Source organism: Candidatus Pelagibacter sp. PS_10_02 (assembly GCF_059418005.1).
In genome coordinates, this window is the sequence record NZ_CM182076.1 from 294587 (window position 1) to 315051 (window position 20465).

At 26.4% G+C, this 20465-nt stretch carries 22 protein-coding genes; 9 read left to right on the forward strand and 13 right to left on the reverse strand.

The annotated features are described in order from the left end of the window. Nucleotides 1-4: 4 nt before the first annotated feature. The 4 genes from AC5SL1_RS01565 to rpsF all read right to left on the reverse strand — a co-directional run bounded on the left by AC5SL1_RS01565 (nucleotide 5) and on the right by rpsF (nucleotide 2596). A complete protein-coding gene (locus AC5SL1_RS01565) occupies nucleotides 5-1423 on the reverse strand; it encodes a replicative DNA helicase (RefSeq protein WP_494580324.1) in 1419 nt (472 codons plus the stop codon). A 67-nt stretch (nucleotides 1424-1490) separates the two neighbouring features. Then, nucleotides 1491-1949 carry a 50S ribosomal protein L9 gene (rplI, locus tag AC5SL1_RS01570; RefSeq protein WP_494580326.1) on the reverse strand — a complete coding sequence of 153 codons (459 nt, stop codon included), beginning with the start codon at nucleotides 1947-1949 and terminating at the stop codon, nucleotides 1491-1493. Beyond that, nucleotides 1950-2228: a 30S ribosomal protein S18 gene (rpsR, locus tag AC5SL1_RS01575; protein WP_494572753.1), complete on the reverse strand. Its 279-nt coding sequence runs from the start codon at nucleotides 2226-2228 to the stop codon at nucleotides 1950-1952. It abuts the gene before it with no gap. 2 nt (nucleotides 2229-2230) lie between these two features. Beyond that, nucleotides 2231-2596, reverse strand: coding sequence for a 30S ribosomal protein S6 (rpsF, locus tag AC5SL1_RS01580; protein ID WP_494600041.1), 366 nt, complete (start codon nucleotides 2594-2596; stop codon nucleotides 2231-2233). Nucleotides 2597-2682: 86 nt separating this feature from the next. On the opposite strand from rpsF, the gene fabD reads away from it, so the two are divergent. Genes fabD through gmk form a run of 4 tightly spaced genes read left to right on the forward strand, consistent with a single transcriptional unit; the run spans nucleotide 2683 to nucleotide 5273 of the window. Then, nucleotides 2683-3615, forward strand: coding sequence for an ACP S-malonyltransferase (fabD, locus tag AC5SL1_RS01585; RefSeq protein ID WP_494600042.1), 933 nt, complete (start codon nucleotides 2683-2685; stop codon nucleotides 3613-3615). After that, nucleotides 3608-4345: a 3-oxoacyl-[acyl-carrier-protein] reductase gene (gene fabG, locus AC5SL1_RS01590; RefSeq protein ID WP_494600043.1), complete on the forward strand. Its 738-nt coding sequence runs from the start codon at nucleotides 3608-3610 to the stop codon at nucleotides 4343-4345. The genes fabD and fabG overlap by 8 nt, the downstream gene beginning before the upstream one ends. A gap of 48 nt (nucleotides 4346-4393) precedes the next feature. Further along, on the forward strand, nucleotides 4394-4633 hold the full coding sequence (locus tag AC5SL1_RS01595; RefSeq protein ID WP_415284196.1) for an acyl carrier protein: 240 nt from the start codon (nucleotides 4394-4396) through the stop codon (nucleotides 4631-4633). After that, nucleotides 4599-5273, forward strand: coding sequence for a guanylate kinase (gene gmk / locus AC5SL1_RS01600; protein WP_494600044.1), 675 nt, complete (start codon nucleotides 4599-4601; stop codon nucleotides 5271-5273). The genes AC5SL1_RS01595 and gmk overlap by 35 nt, the downstream gene beginning before the upstream one ends. Here gmk and rsmA read toward each other — a convergent pair. The 6 genes from rsmA to AC5SL1_RS01630 are packed head-to-tail and all read right to left on the reverse strand — an operon-like array spanning nucleotide 5262 to nucleotide 12517. Beyond that, nucleotides 5262-6050, reverse strand: coding sequence for a 16S rRNA (adenine(1518)-N(6)/adenine(1519)-N(6))-dimethyltransferase RsmA (rsmA, locus tag AC5SL1_RS01605; RefSeq protein ID WP_494600045.1), 789 nt, complete (start codon nucleotides 6048-6050; stop codon nucleotides 5262-5264). The two genes, gmk and rsmA, sit on opposite strands and share 12 nt — an antisense overlap. Further along, on the reverse strand, nucleotides 6051-7019 hold the full coding sequence (locus tag AC5SL1_RS01610; RefSeq protein ID WP_494600046.1) for a 4-hydroxythreonine-4-phosphate dehydrogenase PdxA: 969 nt from the start codon (nucleotides 7017-7019) through the stop codon (nucleotides 6051-6053). After that, nucleotides 7009-7941, reverse strand: coding sequence for a peptidylprolyl isomerase (locus AC5SL1_RS01615; RefSeq protein WP_494600047.1), 933 nt, complete (start codon nucleotides 7939-7941; stop codon nucleotides 7009-7011). Before AC5SL1_RS01615 ends, AC5SL1_RS01610 begins: the two co-directional genes overlap by 11 nt. 5 nt (nucleotides 7942-7946) lie before the next feature. Then, nucleotides 7947-10316, reverse strand: coding sequence for an LPS-assembly protein LptD (locus AC5SL1_RS01620; protein WP_494600048.1), 2370 nt, complete (start codon nucleotides 10314-10316; stop codon nucleotides 7947-7949). After that, on the reverse strand, nucleotides 10306-11388 hold the full coding sequence (locus tag AC5SL1_RS01625) for an LptF/LptG family permease (RefSeq protein ID WP_494600049.1): 1083 nt from the start codon (nucleotides 11386-11388) through the stop codon (nucleotides 10306-10308). The genes AC5SL1_RS01620 and AC5SL1_RS01625 overlap by 11 nt, the downstream gene beginning before the upstream one ends. Before the next feature lies 1 nt (nucleotide 11389). Next, nucleotides 11390-12517: an LptF/LptG family permease gene (locus tag AC5SL1_RS01630; RefSeq protein ID WP_494600050.1), complete on the reverse strand. Its 1128-nt coding sequence runs from the start codon at nucleotides 12515-12517 to the stop codon at nucleotides 11390-11392. A gap of 59 nt (nucleotides 12518-12576) precedes the next feature. Between AC5SL1_RS01630 and AC5SL1_RS01635 the strand changes: the two genes are divergently transcribed. Both AC5SL1_RS01635 and ndk read left to right on the forward strand, forming a co-directional pair. Next, on the forward strand, nucleotides 12577-14034 hold the full coding sequence (locus tag AC5SL1_RS01635; protein ID WP_494600051.1) for a leucyl aminopeptidase: 1458 nt from the start codon (nucleotides 12577-12579) through the stop codon (nucleotides 14032-14034). Further along, nucleotides 14027-14437 carry a nucleoside-diphosphate kinase gene (gene ndk, locus AC5SL1_RS01640; RefSeq protein ID WP_494600052.1) on the forward strand — a complete coding sequence of 137 codons (411 nt, stop codon included), beginning with the start codon at nucleotides 14027-14029 and terminating at the stop codon, nucleotides 14435-14437. Before AC5SL1_RS01635 ends, ndk begins: the two co-directional genes overlap by 8 nt. On the opposite strand, the gene purN is transcribed toward ndk, so the two are convergent. Both purN and purM read right to left on the reverse strand, forming a co-directional pair. Further along, entirely contained in the window at nucleotides 14434-15012 is a 579-nt protein-coding gene (purN, locus tag AC5SL1_RS01645; RefSeq protein WP_494600053.1) for a phosphoribosylglycinamide formyltransferase, read from the reverse strand. The genes ndk and purN overlap by 4 nt on opposite strands. Next, nucleotides 14990-16018: a phosphoribosylformylglycinamidine cyclo-ligase gene (gene purM / locus AC5SL1_RS01650; protein ID WP_494600054.1), complete on the reverse strand. Its 1029-nt coding sequence runs from the start codon at nucleotides 16016-16018 to the stop codon at nucleotides 14990-14992. The genes purN and purM overlap by 23 nt, the downstream gene beginning before the upstream one ends. 11 nt (nucleotides 16019-16029) lie before the next feature. Here purM and AC5SL1_RS01655 point away from each other — a divergent pair, with 11 nt between their 5' ends. Genes AC5SL1_RS01655 through aspS form a run of 3 tightly spaced genes read left to right on the forward strand, consistent with a single transcriptional unit; the run spans nucleotide 16030 to nucleotide 19553 of the window. Further along, complete coding sequence (locus AC5SL1_RS01655; protein WP_494600055.1) at nucleotides 16030-17109, forward strand: hypothetical protein; 1080 nt, start codon at nucleotides 16030-16032, stop codon at nucleotides 17107-17109. Next, the gene (locus tag AC5SL1_RS01660; protein WP_494572737.1) at nucleotides 17106-17768 is read left to right on the forward strand and encodes a P-loop NTPase family protein; all 663 of its coding nucleotides are present in this window, start codon (nucleotides 17106-17108) and stop codon (nucleotides 17766-17768) included. Before AC5SL1_RS01655 ends, AC5SL1_RS01660 begins: the two co-directional genes overlap by 4 nt. Continuing rightward, nucleotides 17769-19553 carry an aspartate--tRNA ligase gene (aspS, locus tag AC5SL1_RS01665; RefSeq protein ID WP_494600056.1) on the forward strand — a complete coding sequence of 595 codons (1785 nt, stop codon included), beginning with the start codon at nucleotides 17769-17771 and terminating at the stop codon, nucleotides 19551-19553. Nucleotide 19554: 1 nt separating this feature from the next. On the opposite strand, the gene AC5SL1_RS01670 is transcribed toward aspS, so the two are convergent. Continuing rightward, nucleotides 19555-20376: a TSCPD domain-containing protein gene (locus AC5SL1_RS01670; RefSeq protein WP_494572735.1), complete on the reverse strand. Its 822-nt coding sequence runs from the start codon at nucleotides 20374-20376 to the stop codon at nucleotides 19555-19557. Between the last annotated feature and the right edge of the window lie 89 nt (nucleotides 20377-20465).

A 20465-nucleotide genomic window follows, 5' to 3' on the forward strand; every position in this document is an offset into this window, starting at 1 on the left:
GATATTAGTTACTTTGAGTATCTTTAAATTTAGTAAACATTGCCTCAAATTCTACCATGATATTACCTGTTGGCCCGTGTCTTTGTTTTCCAATAATAAGTTCGGCTAAATTTGATACTTCATTCATTTTAGCTTGCCATTCTGCATGCTCAACGGTTGCTGGTCTTGGCTCTTTTCTTTCCAGATAATAAGCTTCTCTATAGACAAACATTACTACATCCGCATCTTGTTCAATTGATCCTGATTCTCTTAAATCTGATAATTGAGGTTTGTGGTCATCTCTTTGTTCAACAGCTCTAGAAAGCTGTGATAGAGCAATAACTGGAAGTTTAAGTTCTTTTGCCATTGCCTTAAGTCCTTGGGTGATTTCAGAAATTTCCTGAACTCTACCGTCTCTATTTCCAGAAGATCCTCTCATTAATTGAATGTAATCAACTACAATTAAATCTAGACCAAATAATCTTTTAATTCTTCTTGCTCTATTACTCATTGCAGCAATACTAATTGCTGGAGTTTCATCTATATAAAGAGGTAACTCAGCTATGTTTTTTGATGTTTCAATAAATTTATCAAACTGTTCATCTGATATTCTTCCACGTCTTATATCATTTGATTTGATTCTTGATTGCTCTGCTAGAATTCTAGTTGATAACTGCTCTGAAGACATCTCAAGAGAAAAAAATGCTACTGATGATTTCTTTCCAGCTTCTTGTAATTTTTGAGCAGCATTGAAAGCTATATTGGTTGCAAGTGCGGTTTTTCCCATTGAAGGTCTTCCAGCAATAATTATTAAATCAGAATTATGTAATCCACCTAACCTATCATCTAAATCTCGAAGACCTGTTGGCACTCCAACAATTCCTTCATCATTTTTATAAGCAGCAGAGGCCATTTCAATGGTTTGCTTCATTGCTTCATCAAATTTAATTAAAGATGAGTTGAACGAACCTTTTTCAGCTAAATCAAATAATAATCTTTCTGAGTTTTCAATTATGTTTTGACCATTAGTATTAAGATCATTTATTTTTGCAGCATCAATTGTATTTTCAGAAATTTTAATTAATTCACGCCTGACGAACATGTCATAAATAATTCTTGAATACTCAATCGCTTGTCTTGAAGATGTTGAAAATTTTGTAACTTTAACCAAGTATTCAGGTACATTAATTTCATCTTTTTCATTTTCAAAATAATTCTTTAAAGTGATAGGGTTTGCAAGCATCCCTTTATAAATAAGACTTTCAATTGCAGAAAATATTTTCTGATGCATTGGATCATAAAAATTAATACTTGAAACTACTGTATTAATTTCATCAAATATTTCATTCGACACCAAAATAGACCCAATAACGGATTGCTCAGCTTCGATGTTGTTTGGTAATTCTTTGAAGGTATCTTTGACGATGCTTAGATTATTTTCCATGAATAAATCTTATCTGAAAAACGATTTTAAAAAATAACAAATATATGCTGGGGAAAAAATTGTATAATTACTGAATATTTTCTGCTGTAACTACATTAATTGTAATTTCAGAATCCACTTGTGAGTGTAAAATAATTTTTACTTTAAATTTACCAAGTGATTTAATTTCAGTTACGGGTTGTATCATTGAAGGTTTGATATCTAATTTGTCATTCTCTAATAATATTTTAGAAATTTCAGTTGGTTTAACTGAACCATAAAGCTCTTTGTTTTCTGTACTCAATTTTTTAATTTCATACTCTTTACCATTTATTTGTTCTGAAATTTTTTGAGCTTCTTTTTTTTTCTCAGCATCTTTTTTACCTAGCTCAGTTTTAATTTTTTCAACTTCAGCAATGTTTTCTTTTGAAGCATATAAAGCTTTTTTATTTGAGATAAGAAAATTTCTAGCAAAACCTCTTTTAACATCTATGATTTCACCAATAGATCCAATTCTTCTAAGATTTTCTAAAAGAATAACTTTCATCTAAATTAACGCTAAATTTCTAGCTCTCTTGATAGACAGTGAAAGCTCTCTCTGTTTTTTTTGAGAAACGTTGGTAATTCTTGATGGTAAAATTTTGCCATTTTCAGACATGTATTTTTTTAATAACCTTATGTTCTTATAATCAACCACTGGAGCGCCTTTTACCGATAGTGGGCAAGATTTTTTAAATTTATATTTGTTTGGTTGAAAAATACTTAATTTTGCAAAGTTACTTTGACTTCCTTTTTTTTTATTTCCAGCTCTTTTTTTTGATGGCATAATTAGCTCTTATTAAAATCTTTTTTGTATTCTTTTTTTTCGTATTCATCCTTTTTTGAAAAATATTTAGCTTCTAAGTCAAATTTTTTAACTTTAACCGTCATATATCTTAAAAGGTTTTTATCAATTGCTTCATTCTTCTCTAATTCTTCTATAATTTTACCAGCACCTTTAATTTTAAAGTGCATGTAGATACCTTTTTTATTTTTTTTGATCTCATATGCTAGGTTTAACAATCCCCAATCTTCAGTTTGTACAATCTCACCCTCATTTTTTTCAATTATTTTAGAGTATTTCTCAGTTAATGACTTAACTTGAGTAGGGCTAGTGTCTTGTCTTGCTACTATTGTGTGTTCGTATAAATTCATATTTGTTCTTTAATAAAAAGTGAGGATATACTATTATAATTATTGAATTACAACACTTAAAACCATAATAAACTTTAGATATTTAAATGTTTTCTGTTATTTTTCCAGGGCAAGGCTCTCAATTAGTAGGAATGGGCAAAGACTTACATGATAAGCATAGTCTAGTTCAAGATTTATTTAAAGAAGCAGATGACACCCTTGGATTTTCCATATCAAAACTTATTTTAGAGGGTCCAAAGGAAGATTTGGATCTAACAGAGAATACTCAACCAGCAATATTTCTTGTTAGTTATTCTATATTTAAACTTATCAAGGAAGAATTTAAAATAGACTTAAATAAAGCAAGTTTTTTTGCAGGACACTCATTAGGAGAGTATTCAGCCTTAACTTCTGCTGGATCATTATCATTTTCAGACACATTAAGAATATTAAAGATCAGAGGAAATGCTATGCAAAGCTCTGTACCAAAAGGTGTGGGTGGAATGGTTGCGGTTTTAGGTTCTGAAATTGAGACAATAGAAAAAATTATTAAAGATAATAAAGATAAGTATGAGTGTTACATAGCAAATGACAATTCTATGGGGCAGATAGTGCTAAGTGGTAAGATAAATGATTTAGAAAAAATGATGGGTGATTTAAAAGCTGCAAATATAAAAAATATAAAACTTCCAGTTAGCGCCCCATTTCATTGTAAATTAATGAGCAAAGCAACCTTTGTAATGAATGAGGAAATAGCAAAATTGAATTTTAAAGAACCAGAAAATAAACTGATTTCAAATGTAACTGGTAAAGAAATATCAGATTCTAATGAATTAAAAGACTTATTGGTAAAACAAATTGAAAGTAGAGTTAGATGGCGTGAAAGCGTTTTATTGATGATTGAAAAAGGAGTTACTCAATTTATAGAGATAGGCCCAGGTAAAGTTTTGTCAGGTTTAGTAAAAAGAATTGATAAAAATGTTAAAGTTAGTGCAATAAATAGTGAAGAAGATATAAAGTTAATAAATATAAATGAGTAGTTTAAAAGATAAAAATTTTATAGTCACAGGTGCCTCAGGTGGAATAGGAAATTCCATTGCTGAAAAACTACATGAGCAAGGTGCAAATGTTTTAGCAACAGGAACGAGAATTGAAAAATTAGAAGATCTAGCAAAAAAATTTAATGGCGTTAAAACTCTCAAGTTTGATATTTCTCAACATGAAAAAATTGAAGAATTCATTAATGAAGCTACTGAAAAATTAGGTGGTTCACTTGATGGTATTGTAAATAATGCTGGAATTACAAAAGATAATTTAACAATAAGAATGAGCTTGGAAGAGTGGACAAAAGTAATAGATATAAATTTAACTTCTACTTTTTTGATGTGCAAATATTCTATTAAAAAAATGCTTAAGAACAAGTCTGGAAAAATTGTTAACATAACTTCTGTTGTGGGTCACACAGGAAACGTAGGTCAGGCTAATTACACAGCATCTAAAGCAGGAATCGTTGCAATGTCTAAAAGCTTAGCAATTGAGTATGCTAAAAAGAATATTAATATTAATTGTATCTCTCCTGGCTTTATAAGTACCGCCATGACAGATCAAATAGATGAAAAATATAAAGAGGCAATTATTGCTAAAATTCCATCTAATAAACTAGGTAAGCCAGAAGATATTGCTAATGCTGTTACATTCTTAAGTTCAGATCAATCTGACTATATTAATGGTGAAACTTTACATGTAAATGGAGGCATGTATTTGGGTTGACAAAATCCCTTTTTAAACTATTAACGAAATATAACAAAAAGGAACAATATGTCAGAAGATATTTCAAGCAAAGTTAAAAAAATTGTAGCAGACCATTTAGGAATAGATGAAGCAAAAGTTCAAGACGATTCTAGCTTTATTGATGACCTTGGAGCTGATAGCTTAGATACAGTTGAGTTAGTTATGGCTTTCGAAGAAGAATTTGGTTCAGAAATTTCAGATAGTGAAGCTGAAAAAATTCTAACCGTTGGTGATGCTGTTAAATTTATTGAAGGCAAAGCTAACTAAAAATTTAAATGTCCAAAAAAAAGATGGGATAATGGTGATTTTATCATCCCCATCTGGGGCAGGTAAAACTACATTAGTAAAACTTCTCTCTCAAAATAAAAACTTTCATATATCGGTATCTCATACCACCAGAAAACCAAGACTTAACGAAATTGCAGACAAAGATTATTATTTTGTTAATCATGAAAAGTTTGAAACCTTAATTAAAAACGAAGAATTTTTAGAATACGCAAAAGTATTTAATCACCTTTATGGAACTACAAGAACACCTGTAATTGAAAAGTTAGAAAAAAGTGAAAATGTAATATTTGATATTGATTGGCAGGGTGCTGATCAAATTAAGAATAAAAAGCTAAACTATAAATTAATTACCTTCTTTATTTTACCTCCTAGTAAAGAGGTTTTATTTGAAAGACTGTCTAATAGGCATACCCAAGATAAATTAATTGTAGAAGAGAGAATGAAAGAGTTTACTCGAGATGTTTTACATTGGATTAATTATGATTATGTAATCATCAATGATAATCTTGAAGAATGTTATTCAAAAATCAGTAATTTAATTGATGCTGAAGTTAACAATGGCTCAAAAGATTACGATAAAGAGTACATAAGAAAACACGTAGAAAAATTAACGTTTTAGATCTTCATATTCTTTTGTCAGCTTAAAGTAAATTTCAGGTTCAAGGTTTTGTGGTCTTAGATTAAGATCAATATTGAATTTACTAGCAACTTCTTTAGCATTATTAAATATTTGGTTAAAAGGTTTTTTTAACATTTTTCTTCTTTGACTAAAAAAAATTCTAGTAATCATTTCAAGATTTTTAGCATCTTTTAATTCAAAAAAATTTTCTTTAGGAGTAAACAATAAAAGAGAACTATCTATTTTTGGACGAGGAGAAAAACTTTGAGGTTTTATATTCATTATTTTTTTAACATTTAGCTTCCAATTAGTTAGAATGGAAAGACGTCCATATTTTGAATTATTAGAGTCAGCAATAATTCTATCAGCTACTTCCTTTTGAAACATTAGTAGTAAGCTTTCAAACCAAAATTTTTTATTAATGTTTATGATCCACTTAGAAAGTATCTCTGTTGAGATATTATAAGGCAGGTTACCAAATACCACTAATTTTTGGTCAGTAATTTCATTTTCTGAAATCTTTAAAACATCATCATTTATAATTTCTATCTGATTAGCAAACTTGTCTTTTAAAATTAAAGAGAGCTCGTCATCTTTTTCTATAACAAAAACTTTTTTTGGGTTTTTTTTTAAAATGTAACTTGTCAAATTCCCACTTCCAGGACCTATTTCTAAAATTTCTTTATCAGCAATTTTTACTATAGACACAATTTTCTCAAGAACTTCTCTATCTATAAGAAAATTCTGTCCAAGGCTTTTTTTAGCTTTGATATACACTTATTTGTCTAAAAATTTAATTGCTTGGACTAGACTTTGAGGGTTAGATCTATTTTTACCTATCATTTTTTCGTTAGGTCCATGATCAGGTGAAATTCGAATAAAAGGCAACCCAAGAGTAATATTAATTGCGTCAAATCCAAATAAAGTCTTCAGGGGCGTTAATACTTGATCATGATACATACCAACCACAACATCATATTTTTTTGAAACCTCTTTAAGAAAAATAGTATCAGCTGGAAAAGGACCAAATGAGTTAATTTTTTTTCTTCTTAAATATTTAATAGCAGGCTTAATTATTCTTTCTTCTTCACTGGTTTTATAATTACTTTCACAATGAGGGTTCAGTCCAGTAATTGCAATTTTTGGTTTCTTCTTTAATTTTTTTGTATAAAATTCATTAATTAGAAACACAAGATCAATTATTTTATTCTTTGTAATTGATTTGTGTACTTCTTTAAGAGCTATGTGTGTAGTTAGAGGACTGACAGATAGCCTCTTATTATAAATTAACATGGCAAATTTATTTTTTTTAACTTCAGTTTTATTTGCGAAGAATTCAGTCATACCAAAAAATTTATCTTTTAAAAAAGTTTTTTTTGATATTGGTCCATTTATTAATCCTATAAATTTATTAGTTTTCAAAAGAGCTAAGGCAATATCAAAACTATTTTTAATGTATGAGTTAGAGCTTTCAGAGATTTTATCAAATACCTTTTTAAATTTATAATCCACGTTTATAATATTTAATTCTTTATTAGTTAATAAATTTAATACAATTTTTTTTGTATCAATTAAATTAATCTCAAAATTAAATCTTAACTTTTTCATTTGCTGCGCAACTAAATTTTTTGAAGCTATCAATATAATAGGTCTTTTAAAATTATTTTTTTTTAAAGATTTAAAAAAAATTTCTAAAAATATACTGTTGGGTTCTCCAGCTACTATTAGAATAGCTTTATTTTTCATTTATAAAAATCTGTTGTTCAATTTTCTTAAAATGAATTATTGAAAATTCATTAAATTGTCTATTTTTTTCACTAATTATCATTTTCTTAAGTTCTTCATCAACATTGAATTCTTGCTCTTCTTTTTTAATATCATTTAAATAGATAATTAAAAAACCAGATGCTATTTTTATTGGTTGTGTAAATTGTCCAATAGATAGCTTATTCAACACATTGTAAATTGTATCTGAAATTTCATTTTTATTCACCCAACCTATTTCTCCACCATTTTTAGATGAATCTGAGATACTATAAATTGTTGCCGCAGTTTCAAAAGAATTTTCCTCTATAGTTTTCTTAATATTTCTTAATATTTCTTGATACTCTTTATCATCTTTAGATTGAAATAGAATTTCTGATATTAAATATCTATTCTGTGTTTGTGGTTGACTTAAATTTTTTTCTAGTTCTTTTTTCAATCTTAGCTCATCCAAATTAATAAATTGATTAAACTTTTCAAAAATTAATCTATTCCAAGCCTTTTCTATTGCAAGTTTTGCAGAAATCATTTCAATACTTAGATCAAAATTTGATAAATATTTATTAAATTCATTTTCATTAGCAATGTTTAATCTATTGTAAATATTTTTAATCAATAAACTTAACTCAGGATCTTTATAATTTATATTATAATACTTTAATATTTCTTTTTCTTTAATTTCTTCTCTAACCAATGACTCTTTTGCTATTTCATAAATTTGTTTTTTTGGCAAATTATTCAATGATGGATTTAAAGCCAATAAATAATTAATCTCTATTTGTATATCAAAATTAGTAATAATCTTATTATCAATACTAACAACAATTTCATATCTGTCTTCAGCAATTAAAGTAGAAGATAGAAGGTTAATTATTGCCACGAATATAAAAATTTTTTTAATCATTATTTTTAAAAGCTAGGTGTATTTAATGAGCCAAAAGGAATTATTGTTAAAGAAAAAAAAAGTTCTTCATTTGGTTTTAAATCTCTATCAGTATAATAATCTTTATTATATTCTAGAGAAGCTACTAAACAGTCATTTTCATATTGATATATTATATTATAAAACTCTTTAAGATCTGTTTCTTTATTTCTTCTTTCACGAAATAATATTTTACTGTTATTGTCTAGAGCTAAACTAGTTTCATTCGAAAGATAGCTGGTACTACCCATTGTATTATTTTCTTCCAAAAACTCAAAAGAAGTTACAAAATTGTTGATAGAAAAAGTTGATTTAATCATGTTGTAATTTAAAGTTTTAAAATTATCATCTAAAGCAAAATTATACTCAAAGTCTAAGTACTGATTGGCATTAAGTTTAACATCTCCAAATAAGTTAGATACTTTGTTATTCATAGATGTTTTGGTTGGAAGATTATTGTCATCATTAGCTCTATAAATTTGCGCTAGATCAATTTGAAATATATTAGATCCATCCCTTTTATTTAAATTATACTCTGTACCAAGTGTTAATGATTGACCACCTTCTAGGGATTCTCCTAAACCAAGTCTGTTAGTTGAAAATATATTAGTGTTATTAATTTTTCTATCTTGTGTTGTAATATTATCAGATTTATTAGGACTTAAAAAAAGAGACAATTTAGGTATAAATTCTTTAATATAATTTTCAGTTTCTTTTACTAGTGGAATGGAAGTATTTAAATCTATCAATGAAAATAAATTAGAGGTTTCTTGGTCTTTGTAAGTGGAAGAATTTTTACCATGTTTATTTGAATTTTTTAGATTTACGGCATAATTACTTTTAAAACCAAATTTTGAAAAAACAGGATTAGAAGAAAAAATAAAATCATTAACAATTAACTGCTCAGTTTTATTAGTTTCATATTTTCTTTGAAAGCCACTCACCTGGTAATCAAAATTACCAAGATAATCAAATTGAGTTGATAAAGTTTTGTTAATTGAAAAATTTGGATAAACATATTCAAATTTATCACTTGAATTTTTTAAAGATAAGTCCTCGTAAGCTTTAAATTCAATTTCTATATCTAAATTTTCTTTAGACATATCAAAATTAAAGTAACTATTCATCATGGCAGGACTAAAATTTCTTTGAGTTTTAATATTATCTGTTTTTAAGTAGGTATCATGTGAGGTGGTTTCAAAATTAATTTCTAAATTTGAGTCTTCAAAATTAATAAGGGAATTAGAGAAAAAATGTGACTTACTTCCACCTTTCATATTTTTAAAACTAAAATCAACGATATTTTGATAGTTTTTTTCCACTTGTCTAAATTCATTTTGAATCATGAAATCACCTTTTGTGTAAAATCGGGGAGTTATTGTTAAATCTTTATTTTCAGATATGGCTGCAAAATAAGGAATTATCAAGGAGTTTCCAATAGTCGAAGAATTGACTAAACTTGGCATTAAAAAACCAGACTGTCTTTCTACAGTAGGGTCAGGGTGAAAAAACTTTGGAAAATAGATAATAGGTTTATCGTATATTTTTAACCAGGCATTTTTATAATTAATAGTTTTTTTTACTTTGTCATGTTTTATTTCTGAAGATTGTAAACTCCACGGGGGGCAATCATCATTTTTTTTACATGATGTGAAAATACCTTTTTTAACAATAGTCTCGTTTTTATTTAAAGAAAGAGAGGCACCTCTAAGTCTAGGATCATTGTTCGAGTTTCCAAAAATATTTTTATTAAAATTAATCTCCACATCTTTTGCAAGAAGTGTACGATTATTTAGATCTATTATTGTATTTTCAAATAAATAATTATTTTCATCTGCATCAAGCATAACTATATCATTTCCATGAAATAGTTTTTTATCAGTCAGATATACAAAGTCTTTTACAGATATTTGATTATTAAATTTATCTATCAATATTGTCTTAAATTTTGATTGAATAGTATTTTCATTTTTTAAATATTCAATGTTATCTGTAATAATCTTATAATCATTTGCTAATTGAATATAAGTTTTTCCATTTGAAATGATTTTTTCAATTTTTCTGTTATATAAAATTTCGTTACTTTTTATTTGAATATCTTTTAAGCTGTCATAAAATATAACATCATCTTTGATTAACAATTCGGAAGTTAAATTATTAAAAATAGAATTCTTCGCAGTTATCTTAATATTGTTAATGCCTTGGACCTCAACTCCATTACTCGCCTCTATCACATCTCCGTTATTAGTTATTTCTATAGTATTACTTTCAAAAGTGAGTTCATTTGAATTTGCAGAATTGTAAAAAACAAAACTTAATAATAAAAGTAGCAAAATTTTAAAAAAATTATTTTTCATTCAATTTTACAACTCCTATAAATGATAAAATTAATAATAGAAAGATAGGTAACCAAACTGAAAGTAAAATAGGGATTTGTTCATTTCTTCCCAGTGCATCAAAAAAAAATGTGATATAGTAAATTATTACAGAAAAGATTATTCCTCCAGATATATAAAATATTTTAGGTTTTTGATGGGGTATATTTATCATAATAATACTAGATAAAATTGTTATAACAGTCAAATAAAAGGGGTATGCAAAAAGATTAGCAATGTGCATATCCAAATCTATTACTGAATAATTGATTAATTGATAATCCTTACGATGCTTTAGTAGTCCCATAAATGTCAAAGAAGATAAATCAGAGTATAAGTTATTAATCTTTTGATAATTAAAATTTGTATTAAAAATATAATTTTCTTCCTTAGAGGTTTTTCCATATTTATCAGTAATCAGTGCTTGATTCATGACCCAATCATTTTTTGAAATATTTACCTCATCAGAAAAAATTTCTTTAATAACAGAAAAGTTGTTGTTAATGACTATGATCTCAATATCATGCAATTTATTTTTTGATATTTTTTCTGCGTTAACAAATAATATATCTTCATTATACTCATCTTTGATCCATAAGCCATTTTCTGTAACACTAGCAAGATATTTACTATCATTACTTTCAGCATTCTTAAGCTCAATGTACTTAAATTTTAGAATAGCTGAAAAGTTATAGAATAAAGTGAGAATAAGAACTCCAGACACAAAAGCACTTAGTGTGATTATTTTTAATATCTTTATATTGCTAAGACCATAACTCTTAAATGCATTAAATTCATTTGAATTAATAAAATTAATAAAGAAAAATTGAATTCCAATTAAAAAAATAAAGGGAAATAATTGAAACAAAATTGAAAAGGAATTCAAGAATACAAGTAGTATTGGAAAGTAAATATTAACATCAGTCTCAGAAAAAAAAGTCACCTCTTCAAATGTACTCATAATGATTACCAATCCAAAAAATACAAATGTGACCATTAAAGTAGTTGATAGAAATTTTTTAATTATGTAATTTTGGTATACCTTTAAAATCATGTTATTTTTTTTTTCTCAATTTTAAAACTAAGATTTGATAAATTATTAAAAAAGAAAAAATTGGAATTACTATATATATTAAATTATTAATTATTTTATTGCCCGTATAATTTAACAGTATATCAGATAATATAATAAAAAAAATACCAGTTAAAAATATTTTAATTTTAAAAGAAAAATATCCTTGGTTATTTTTTGATTTTAATAATATTAGTGAAGCAATTAATCCAATTAATGCAATATAAATTGGCAAATACATTCTTTTAAAAAGTTCTTGATAAATATTTTTTAAAAAATTTGAATTACAATTTAAACTTCTAATAACAACATTTGTATCGAGGTTTTTTTTTAAAAAATCAAAGCACTTAATTAAATCGATAGTAGCAATCTCTTGTACTTTTGGTGTTTTAGTAGTCTTGGATGAGTAATTTTCTAAATTAAATTGGGTCGTACGAAAATTAAAGGAGGTTGTCTTATTATTTTTGTTAACTTTTAGTATTTCTCCATTATTTAGTAGAAGTAGCTTTTTATTATCTTTGATAATTATATTGCCTTTTTCTGCAACAATAATCTGAACATTATTTGTGTTTGTCTCATCTTTTAAAAGAATTTTACTAAATGAGCCATCCTCATTTTTTTCGTCTATAAAAATTGTTAATCCTTTTACTGTGTCTATAAATTTTTTAGGTTTAATTAAGTTTGGAAAAAAATCTAAATTTGAACTTCTTATATAGGATCTTGACTTATCTTGAGTGTAGGGAACTACAATTGTGGAAAAAATAATTTGAAAAATAACAAAGATGAGAGAAAGTTGAATTATTTTGTTAATAACTTGTAATTTATTTACACCATACGACCAATAAATTAATAACTGGTTTTTATCCTCATAGTCAGAAACAATGTAAAAAACAGATAAAAAAAATACAAAAGGTAAGCTTTGTGAAAATATCTTTGGCAAAGATAGTAGGGTAAATAAAAAGTAAACTTTAAAACTATGCCCATCCTCGGTTACTATATCTAGGTAGTTTACAGCTTGTATGACCCATATGATTAGAGTTAATGCAATACTAGAAATCAAAAAAAAAAGAAATATTTCTTTTTGAAGTTTATTAAAAATGATTTTTTTCATTGAAAATGTTAATTTTTAGTCATATATAGCATTAATCGCTTCTTGAGTGTATTTAAATTATGTCCATTAAAATTAATTATTCTTTTAAATCTGGAAACAAGGTACCTGCTAATCTAATCTATTTTGTTGATGAAGATTTTAGCCTGAAAAGATTAGAAAAGATTATTACTAGCCCTGAATTCTCTTACATATCAGATTTATTAAAAAACAGTGATTTAAAAAAAAATTTTCTTGTTTTTAAGATTAATTCAAAAAAAACTATATATCTTGTGTCAATTAAAAAAAATTTGAAAACATCGGATATAGAAAGTTTAGGTGCTAAATTTCATAAGTATATTGATTACAAAAAAGATAAAGATTATTTTATAAACTTAGACACAATAAATAGCACAATAGAAAACCTTGCAGCATACTTTTTGCATGGATTAAAGTTAAAATCATATGAATTCAACCTTTATAAATCTAAAAATAATGAAAAATTAATTTTTATTAATGTAATTGGAAGTAAGAATAAAATAACTGTTGAAAGCATAATAAGATTTAAAGCTTTAGAAGAAGGAATTTTTTTTGCAAGAGATCTTGTCTCAGAACCTGGAAATATTTTACATCCTGATGAGTATGCAAAAAGAATTAGAGGGCTTAAAAAGAATGGTTTAAAAATAAATATTTATGATGAAAAAAAATTAAAAAAATTAGGTATGAATGCATTACTTGGCGTAGGGCAAGGAAGCATTAGAGGGTCGTATTTAGTTACAATGGAATGGAATGGTTTAAAAAATAGTTCTAAACCTTTAGCTTTTGTTGGTAAGGGAGTTTGTTTTGATACCGGGGGTATTTCTTTAAAACCTGCAAAATTCATGGAGGACATGACTTATGATATGGCTGGTTCAGCTACAGTAGTAGGTTTGATGAAAAATTTAGCTTTAAGAAAAGCAAAAGTTAATGCTGTTGGTGTTGTAGGGCTTGTTGAAAATATGCCAGGAGGAAACGCTCAAAGACCTGGTGATATTGTCAAATCTTATAGTGGGAAAACAATAGAAATACTAAATACTGATGCTGAGGGAAGATTAGTTTTAGCTGACGCTCTAAGTTTTACAGAGAAAAAATTCAAACCAAAATTTATGATTGATCTAGCAACTTTGACAGGTGCTATAATTGTTTCTTTAGGCTCTGAGTATGCGGGATTATTTTCAAATGATGATAAATTATCAAAACAGTTATTAGAAGTTAGTGAAAAAGTTGATGAAAAGTTATGGAGAATGCCTCTGCATAAAAATTTTGATAAATTAATTAACTCAAAAAATGCTGATATGCAAAATATTAACTATGTTGGTGGCGCTGGATCAACGACAGCTGCACAATTTTTACAAAGATTTATTCTAAACAAAACACCATGGGCTCATTTAGATATAGCAGGTATGGCCTTTTCAAAATATGGTGGTGCTTTAAATTCAGGTGGAGCAACAGGTTATGGAGTAAGATTATTAAACCAACTAATAGAGGATCATTATGAGTAATTTAGAACAAACATTATCAATAATTAAACCAGATGCTGTAGAAAGAAATTTAGAGGCAGAAATTAAGGAGATATTTCAAGAGAAAGATTTCAAGATTGTAAAAGACAAAAAGATTCGAATAACAAAAAGTGAAGCAGAACAGTTTTATAAAGTTCATGAAACAAAGCCGTTTTATAGCGATTTATGCGCCTATCTTGCATCTGGACCAATAGTTGTAATGGTTCTTGAAAAAGAAAATGCGGTATTGGGTAATAGAGAATTAATGGGAGCAACCAACCCAAAAGATGCTGAAGAGGGAACTATTAGAAAGAAATATGGAATTTCAATTGATAAAAATTCTGTACATGGTTCAGACAGTGTTGAAAATGCAAAGATAGAAATTGATTTTTTTTTTAAAGACTAATTAAATATTTTTAAAATAGCTTTAGGGTAAATTTTGTGTTCTTGCTTAAGAATTTTTCTAGCAAGAGATGATGAGGTATCTTTCTTTAAAATTTTAATTTTTTTTTGCATAATAATTTTTCCAGAATCTAATTTTTCTGTAACATAATGAACAGTACAGCCTGAAAATTTATCTTTATTTTGAATAGCTCTACTATGAGTGTTCAAACCTTTGTATCTAGGAAGTAGAGAAGGATGGATATTAATTATTTTACCATTAAATTGTTTAATAAATTTACTGGATAGAATTTTCATAAATCCTGCTAAACAAATAAAATTTATTTTATTTTTTTTTAATAAGATAAATAATTTTTTTTCAGTGGTTTTAATATTTTTAAAATTAAATATTTTTTTTTTGATTTGATATTGATTAGCAAATTTCAAACCTTTTGCTTTAATTGTATTTGAAATTATTAAATCTATAGAAATTGGACTTTTTTTGGTTTTTGAAAAATTAATTAAGTTTTTAAGATTACTACCAGTTCCTGAAATAAAAACTGCAGTTTTTATTCTATTAAGACCAATCAATTTTGCCATTAAGTTTAATTTTTTTTTTGCCCAAAGTTATTTTACCAATAACATAAGGTTCAAACTCTTTACTAAAAAACTTACTAATCTTTTTTAAGTTTTGTGGTTTTATAATTAAACAAAAACCAACACCACAATTAAATGTCTTTAACATCTCTTCATCATTAATATTATTTTGTTTTAGCCATTTAAAAATTTTTTTAGTTTTTATTTTATCCAAATCAATATCAGCAGAAAGACCGTCCGGTATCACTCTTTTAATGTTATCCTCAAGGCCACCGCCAGTAATATTGGCACATGAATTTAACAGTTTATTTTTAATCAAATTTAAAATCTCATTAACATAAATTTTAGTTGGTTTGATAAGTTCTTTTTTTAAAAATTTATTGTTTTTAAAATTTATATTATTTTTTTTTAAGACATATCGTACTAATGAATATCCATTTGAATGAATGCCATTTGATGGGACTGCTAAAATTAAATCATTCTTTTTAATATTTTTTTTATCCAAAATCTTATTACCATCAACTATGCCTACTGCAAATCCAGCAATATCAAATTTACCTTTTGCATAAGTACCTGGCATTTCAGCGGTTTCTCCTCCAACAAGTTCACAATTTGAAATTTTACATCCTTTTACAATGCCCTTAAGTATTGATTTCAATTTCTTTAAATCTATTTTGTTAATAGAGATATAATCTAGAAATAATAAAGGTTTTGCTCCTTGAACGATTAAGTCATTTACGCTCATTGCAACTAAATCAATACCAATTGTATCAAATTTATTGAGTGTATTAGCTATTTCAACTTTCGTACCCACACCATCAGTGCAGGCTACAATTTTTGGTTTTTTTATATCTTTTGGAATGTTAGATATTGATCCAAAACCACCAATATTTTGAAACTTTTTTTTGCCTTTATTCTTTGTTGAAATTGAAGATATAAATTTAACAAAGTTATCTGCAGCATTTATGTTCACTCCACTTTTTTCATAGGTAAATTTTTCTTTTTTCATTAGTATAAAATATGCAAATTTTTAATAAATTTTTAAGATTTTCAAAACTATATATAATTTTTAGCTATATCGTTCTATTTTTAATAATTTTTTCCACAAGCTATTTGCATGCTAATGCATTTAAAGTATCAAATATTGAAATTTCTTCATCATTTGAGTTAAATTTCCAAAAAAATAATGTAATTGATGATGGTTTTAAAACATCTTTCATTAATCTTTTGTCAATGATCACAACCACTACCGATAAAAAAAAGATTAAAAATACTCCAATTATTAAAATTAAAGAAATGATAGATTCTTTTACAATCTCTAAGGAGAAATTTGTCGACAATGAGTACTTTGCTACTCTTGAAACAACTTTTAATAAAAAAAAAGTTTTAAAGTTTCTTGAAAATAAAAATATTTTTCCATCCGCACCTATAAAAAATAAAGTTTTATTGATACCTGTTTTATTCGACACTGAAAGAGAAAGAGTCGATCTTTATGATGAAAATCCGTTTTATAATAAATGGAATAATGAAAAAAATAACTTTCAATTATTAGAATACTTTTTACCAAGTGAAGATTTAGATGATCTAAATAATATCCAAGAAGAAATTAACAATATTGAAGTATATGATTTTAATAGATTAGTAAAAAAATATGACATCAAAGATCATATAATATTAATAGTCTATAAAACAAAAAATGAAGTAAAAATTTTATCTAAAATAAATTTAGACAATTCAACTAAACTTGTAAATAAAACATATAGTGAAATTAATTTGCAAAATGAAACCAATATAGAAAAATTAATCATAGATTTAAAAAATGACTATGAAAATCAATGGAAAAAAAATAATGAAATTAATACATCAATTAAACTTCCAATTACTATTTCTTTAGATTCAAAAGATTATAAAAGAATTTCTAAAATAAAAAATGTTTTAGCAAATATGGACCTTATATCGGAATTTTATACATTAAAATTTGATAATCAAAATTTTCAAATTAGAATAATTTATAATGGCTCTCCAAAACTATTTTTAAGCGATATGAGGAAACAAAATTTTGATTTAGTCATGACCGACAATGTATGGGTAGTTAAATGAAAAGTCTGAACCAATTATTACTAGATTTTAATTATGAGCAAAATTTTAAAGATGATGATTTTTATGTTGGAAAAAGCAACTATTACACTTTTGAAATTATAAATAAATGGCCAAAATGGGAAAAAAACATTTTAAATATAAGTGGTGAAAAGTTCTCTGGCAAAACTCATCTTGTTAATATTTTTTTAAAAAAATTTAATGGAATTAAGATTGAGTCAAATTTATTAAATAATGAAGATCTTAAAACCATTAAATCCTTTCAATGTATTGTACTAGAGGATTTGACCTTAGAAATTGATGAAAACCTTATTTACACACTTTTTAATATAATTGATCAGGATAATAAATTTTTAATTGTTACATCAAATAAACCAATTGTAGAAATTGATTTTAAGTTACAAGATCTAAGATCTAGAACAAAAAATTGTCTTTTAGCAAAAATTGAAAATCCAGATGATGAGTTAATGTTTGCTATAATACTGAAAAATTTATCAGATAGACAAATTACATTAGATAAAAAGTTGATTGATTATATTATTAAAAGAATAGACAGATCGTATAGCAAAATATTTGAATTCATATATAAAATTGATGAAATTAGTTTAAAAAAAAAAAAATCAATCGATTTTAAAATTATTAATGAGGCTTTAGAAAATTAAGTGAATAAGTATAGAACACATAATTGTAACGAATTATCAATATCCAACAATGGAGAAGAGATTATATTATCTGGATGGATCAACAAAAAAAGAGATCATGGTAATTTGTTATTTATTGATTTGCGAGATAATTATGGAATTACACAATGTATTATAGATAAAAGTAATGAAAGTTTTAAATCTCTTGAAAAAATACAGTTGGAAAGTGTAATAAAAGTTAATGGCAAAGTAATAAAAAGGAGTAATGAAACTATTAATTCAGATTTGCAGACTGGTGAAATTGAAGTCAATATAAACTCTTTTGTAGTGCTGGGCTCATGCAAAGAACTCCCAATGCCTGTTTTTAGTGATCAGGAATATGCTGAAGAAATAAGACTTAAATATAGATTTTTAGATCTTAGAAGAAAAAAAATTCATGATAATATTATTTTAAGATCAAAAGTTATTTCTTTTATAAGAAACGAAATGTTTAAATTGGGTTTCTTAGAGTTTCAAACTCCAATTTTAACTTCTTCGAGTCCTGAGGGTGCTAGAGACTTTTTGGTTCCAAGTAGACTAAATCCTGGAAAATTTTATGCCTTACCCCAAGCGCCTCAACAATTTAAACAATTAATAATGGTCTCTGGATTTGATAAATACTTTCAAATTGCACCTTGCTTTAGAGATGAGGATGCTAGAGCAGACAGAAGTCCAGGAGAATTTTATCAGCTTGACCTTGAAATGTCTTTTGTGGAACAGGAAGATGTATTTAGAGTAGTTGAGCAATTAATAGTAAATGTTTTTAAAGAATTTTCATCCAAGAAATTAATGCATGAAAGCTTTCCAAGAATTTCTTATGAAGAATCTATGCTTAAATATGGTTCTGATAAACCTGATTTAAGAAATCCATTAGTAATATCAGATTTAACAGAAATATTTTCAAGAAAGGATGTAACTTTTGAAATATTTAAAAAACTTGTAAAATCTGGATCAAAAGTAAGATGTATTGTTACAAAAAATACAAAGGATAAACCTAGAAGTTTTTTTGATAACATTGACAAATGGGCTAAAGAGCAGGGAGCATCTGGGTTAGCTTATTTTACAATTGAAAAAGATGATAATATTTCTGCTAAAGGACCTGTGGGTAAATTTTTCTCAGAAGAATCACTTAAAGAAATAATGAAAATAACTGGTGCTGACATAGGAGACAGTGTATTTTTTGCTTGTGGTAAAATTAATGAAGTTGAAAAGATTACTGCTCTTGCAAGAGATAGGATTGCAAGGGACTTAGACTTAATAGATGAGAATATTTTTGCTTTCTGTTGGATTGTTGATTACCCCATGTTTGAAAAAAATGAGATAACTAATAAAATTGAGTTTAGCCACAATCCATTTTCAATGCCTCAAGGAGATATTAAAGATATAGATTTTGATAATCCGTTAAAGATTAAAGCTTATCAGTATGATATTGTTTGTAATGGAATAGAACTATCTTCTGGTGCAATAAGAAACCATGTGCCTGAATTAATGTATAAACTATTTTCAATTGCAGGATATCAAAAAAAGCATGTTGATGAAAAATTTAGTGGAATGATTAATGCTCTAAGTTATGGTGCTCCTCCACACGGTGGAATTGCACCTGGTATTGATAGAATTGTAATGCTCTTAGCTAATGAAAAAAATATTAGAGAAGTTACAATGTTTCCAATGAATCAGAATGCTCAAGATCTAATGATGAATGCCCCTTCTGATGTTAGTGAAAATCAACTTAAAGAACTTGGTTTAGCAATAAAGTTGAAAAAGTAATTTACTTTTTACCCTTTAAACTGATCTTAACATCAGATAAATCAACCAAATTTTTCTTATAATTGTTTCTTACAAATCCTTTGCTGGTAATGTCTTTAACAATTTTAAGTAATTGATTTTGATCTTCAGTATTTTCTTCTTCAGGTGATGATCGATCAGATCCTCCGATTGCAGGAGTATGAGCTAGATCCTCTCTATTTTGATAAGAGATAGCGAGCTCCCTAAATATATAATCAAGTATAGACGAAGCACTCATAATTCTATCATTTCCATAAACTTTTCCTGATGGTTCAAACTTTGTATCAACATAAGCACTAATAAATTCATCTAAAGGAACGCCGTATTGTAAGCCTAGTGAAATAGCTATTGCAAAATTATTCATTAAAGCTTTCACCAGCTCTCCTTCTTTACTCGTATCAATAAAGATTTCTCCAATTTTACCATCTTCATATTCTCCAGTGTGAAGATAAACTTTATGATCTCCAATAGTTGCTTTTTGAATATAGCCTTTTCTTCTATCAGGCATACTGAAACGTTTACTTACACCTTCATTAATTTTTTTGACAAAAGTAGTATTATTTTCTTTTGATATTGTTTTTGGCTGACTTTGTTCTGAAATAATATCTAATTTTTTTGTTTCAGTTACTTTATTGTTCGAGTCTAAACTCTTTGTTTTTCTAGTATCAAGCTTTACATCTAAAACTTCGAATTTTCCATCGTCTCTTTTTTCTAGATTAGCCAATTCTTTTTCATTGATGTCATCTAAGTAATGATTAACTTTAAAGCTACATGTATAATATGTTTCAACTAAATATTTTGCCATTTTTCCTTTAATTAATTTTTATTTTGAATCTTAAGATAATTAATTTATATACAAATCCTTACTTTAGTCTAATTTAAATTATACAATTT